This is a genomic window from Microcystis sp. LE18-22.4A (assembly GCF_027531105.1).
Taxonomy (GTDB): Bacteria; Cyanobacteriota; Cyanobacteriia; order Cyanobacteriales; family Microcystaceae; genus Microcystis; species Microcystis aeruginosa.
The window spans coordinates 1-3,041 of record NZ_JAPZRB010000212.1; the positions used below are offsets into that span (position 1 = coordinate 1).

Below are 3,041 nucleotides of genomic sequence, written 5' to 3' on the forward strand. Positions count from 1 at the left end.
GCTTTTCTGGTCGGAACCCCCTAAGCCGAGTTTTCAAGGTGCTGCGCCGTCCACTTGGTTTTCGAGACTGGCCTTTTAATTCTAACGTAAAGCCAACCTAGAACGGCGGGGTTTCAGACCCAAAATTTCCGATGAACTACTCGGCCGCAGCAGCGTTTAAGGGTTTAATGCTGACGATGCGAGCGCCTAAACGGGTAATCCGACGCATTTCTTGATTCATGCGGCTATAGGGAACGGTTAAAAAGACACTGCCACTCTTACGGATAGAATAATCTAGGTTATCAGTATTGTCATTTTGACTTAAACCGACGACTTCATAGACAAAAAGGCGATTTTCTTTGGCACTAGAGAGACTTTGCATCGAAATGGCTCCTACATTGATGTTATAGTTCTCTAGTTTAGCCTAGCAGGGAGACTAGCAATCTAGTTAATGGCCGATTGTCGGGTATTTCCGCCAAAAAATAGATACAGCTACAGGCCGCATTGGCCGCTAAACCTCTCGAATAACGGACAGTAACGGCGACTTTTTCCTGTTCTAAAATAGTTTTAAAAGCCTTAATTCTCTTTTGAGCAGGCCGTTGATCATCCACCTCTTGAATGGGATTAAGTGATCGCTGTTAATTGTTTGAAGATCAGCCTGCTGATAAGTCGCAACGCTACCTCCTTGATCTAGTGTAGTCGATTGATGTCGTACTACTTATCATCCTTGATGATGTCTCGCAGATCTGTACTGACCTGGAAGGACAATAGAAATGTCCCTTTAGGGGTTTGTATAGTAGTAAATCTCCAAAAAAGAGAAATTTGTTCATGTCGAGTTCTTAGCAAGAAACTTTTTATATTATACGTATCTTGAACGCTAGTATATTCTTGCAGAACCGTATAGTCTTTACAGACACCGTACTCCTGATTGAATACCTTCAAAACACTTTTTACCATAGAAATTTGTTGATTAATTTTATCTAAGGCATCTTTTCGATCTTTTTCACTTGAATCTGAATGTAGTGATATAAATTTGATCGCACTATCCCTCCAAAAATCGACCGCCCCATCAATATTACCCGCTTTGTAAAGCTGCAAAAAATCACGAACAGGCACAGGAAGTTGTGCCATCTCCTCATCATCAATTACGATCAAGGTGGGTGTGGTTGGTTCTTGGCCGACAAGTAGCGGTTGACTATAAGCTACCCCAGGAAAACAATTAAAAACCGCTAAAGTTCCTAAAGCTGCAATTGCTAATATTTGACTTTTCATGATCCTTACCCCCGAACTCGAAAAAATCACCAACAGTCGAGTTACTGCGGTTTACAAGTACTAAAATCTACTTCTCTGAAAAAATTCCGTGGCAGCATAACCAAAACCGCTAGTTAAAGAAGCACACTTAACAGTTACTTGCCCCCACCGTTGAGGTGTTGCCCGATAACCATCCCGATCTTGATTAAATTTTACAATTATTAACAAACAACACAACCAACACTCCTCTGTTACTCTAATTATAACAGAGAAAACTGATGATAGAGTAGTGAACAAATCAAGTTTATTTGACCATGATGCTCGCTCGCAATTGTCCACAGGCCGCATCGGCCGCTAAACCTCTGGAATAACGGACAGTAACGGCGACTTTTTCCTGTTCTAAAATAGTTTTAAAAGCCCTGATTCTTTTTTGATCAGGCCGTTGATAATCTACCTCTTGAATAGGATTATAGGGGATGAGATTGACGTGGGATTGAAAACCTTTCACCAGTTTGGCTAATTCCCCTGCGTGTTCGGGTAAATCATTCGCTCCCGCTAAAAGAATGTATTCAAATGTCACCCTTCGTCCCGTGATTTGAACATATTCCTGACAGTCTTGGATCAGATTAGTTAGGGGATAATGGTCGGCACTGGGGATTAATTTGGAGCGAACTTGTTGATTAGAAGCATGGAGACTAACAGCAAAAGTTATTTGCAAATTATGTGCCGCTAGTTGCTTGATTTTATGGGGCAATCCCACGGTAGAAATCGTTAAACAACGCTGACCGATACCCACATCTTGATTCAGGCAATGAATCCCTGTCACCACTTCGGGGATATTTAATAAAGGTTCCCCCATCCCCATAAACACCACATGACTAACTCGCTGCTGAAAATCCTCCTGTACTGTTAACACTTGGTCAACGATTTCATAAGCTTTTAAATTACGAGTAAAACCCCCTTTTCCCGTGGCACAAAAATCACAGGCCATCGGGCAACCCACTTGCGAAGAAACACAGACTGTCAATCTTTTTTCACTAGGAATTCCCACCGCTTCGATAATTAAACCATCCGCCAGTTTTAGCAGATATTTACGAGTGCGATCGGGTGCTACACTGCGATAATGTATAAGGGAACGACCAATAGGATAGTCTGCCATCTTGCTGCGCCATTCTTGGGGGAATACGGAAATATCAGCCAAAGAATGCACTCCTTTTTCGTATAGCCATTGGTGTAATTGTTTACCCCGATAAGCGGGTTGTCCCTGGTCTTTTACCCAGTCGGTCAGTTCCTCTAAAGATTTCGCTAGTAAAGTCATAATTGTTATCGTTGATCGCCTTACCATTCTAACCGATCGATCATCCCTAGAAGCAAAACCTGAACAAAATTGTATTCATTAATTGACATCTTTTACCTTTACTCCTTCTCTAGTCTTTGTTAGTCAATAGACCTCTTGCAAAAATCAAAAATCTTCCGTTAGGTGAGGAGCCAGTAGTCAGGAGTCAGGAGTCAGGAGAATTAAGAATGAGCATTAATCAATTAAATGCTCTATTTAGAGATTTTATGCAATTTTATGTCTATTTTTCTCATTTTTGCACTCTCGAAAATTAATTATGCAAAAACTCTAATTAAATACTTAAAACTATAACTTAAACTTAGCCTGACGACAAAAACCAGAGAAATCGTGAGCGAGGGTTAGCCATCCGTTTTAACGGATGGTAGTCGAGCGAACAAGGGGATTTATCCCCCTGTATCATTTATTAGTTTGATTCTCAATGTATTTTTTAATAGTTTCCGTAGAAGCGTTGCCA

At 41.0% G+C, this 3,041-nt stretch carries 3 protein-coding genes and 1 pseudogene; all 4 read right to left on the minus strand.

What is annotated here, in order from left to right; genetic code table 11:
* Positions 1 to 136: 136 nt before the first annotated feature.
* On the minus strand, positions 137 to 361 hold the full coding sequence (gene cpcD / locus O9295_RS09285) for a rod-capping linker protein CpcD (RefSeq protein WP_002732223.1): 225 nt from the start codon (positions 359 to 361) through the stop codon (positions 137 to 139).
* A gap of 37 nt (positions 362 to 398) precedes the next feature.
* A pseudogene (locus O9295_RS09290) lies at positions 399 to 605 on the minus strand (hypothetical protein); the annotation flags it as partial.
* Between the two features lie 88 nt (positions 606 to 693).
* The gene (locus O9295_RS09295; RefSeq protein ID WP_288032763.1) at positions 694 to 1,251 is read right to left on the minus strand and encodes a hypothetical protein; all 558 of its coding nucleotides are present in this window, start codon (positions 1,249 to 1,251) and stop codon (positions 694 to 696) included.
* Between the two features lie 283 nt (positions 1,252 to 1,534).
* Positions 1,535 to 2,548 (minus strand): dual-specificity RNA methyltransferase RlmN, encoded by a 1,014-nt coding sequence (gene rlmN / locus O9295_RS09300; RefSeq protein WP_288032764.1) that lies wholly within the window; start codon positions 2,546 to 2,548, stop codon positions 1,535 to 1,537.
* Between the last annotated feature and the right edge of the window lie 493 nt (positions 2,549 to 3,041).